Below are 558 nucleotides of genomic sequence, written 5' to 3' on the forward strand. Positions count from 1 at the left end.
TTTATACCGAGCCTTTTTAGAGAAGCGATAATTCTGTGAAACTGAGCTAAATAAACCTAGCAACGCATAATTATATCAGTCAATTACAAAAATAGGCAGCGATACGCTGCCTATTTTCAGTTAGTCGATGCCTTAGTAGGCAAGATCAGATTATTGACCCGCTTTCAACTTCAAGAAGTAGTCTTCATATTTCACTGTCATATCACCAACCGAGTCTTGCCATTCAACACGGTCAAGATCTTCTTGAGAAGGGAACAGCGGTGCTACGTCTTTAAACTTCGAGTTTGATTCTGTAACGGCGGTTAGGTAGCCAGTGTCACGAGAAATTTGCTCTGCGATTTTAGGGCGTAGTAGGAAGTCGATCATTTTGTGCGCTGCTTCTACGTTTTTCGCGCCAGAAGAGATTGCGAAGTTATCAACCCAGCCAATACCGCCTTCTTTAGGGAAGACTAGCTTAAGGTTTAGACCTTCGTTTTGCGCCGCAGCCGCACTGCCGTTCCAAAGCATACCAACGCCAACTTCGCCAGACATGTATGGTGCACCCGGGTTATCAGAGTT

General features: G+C 44.6%; 1 protein-coding gene. It reads right to left on the reverse strand.

Annotated elements, in window-relative coordinates; translation table 11 throughout:
* Positions 1-150 precede the first annotated feature (150 nt).
* Positions 151-558: extracellular solute-binding protein (locus tag R8O11_RS30295; RefSeq protein ID WP_318195271.1), on the reverse strand; the 408-nt coding region annotated here is incomplete at its 5' end.

It is taken from the genome of Vibrio sp. 1288 (assembly GCF_033344475.1).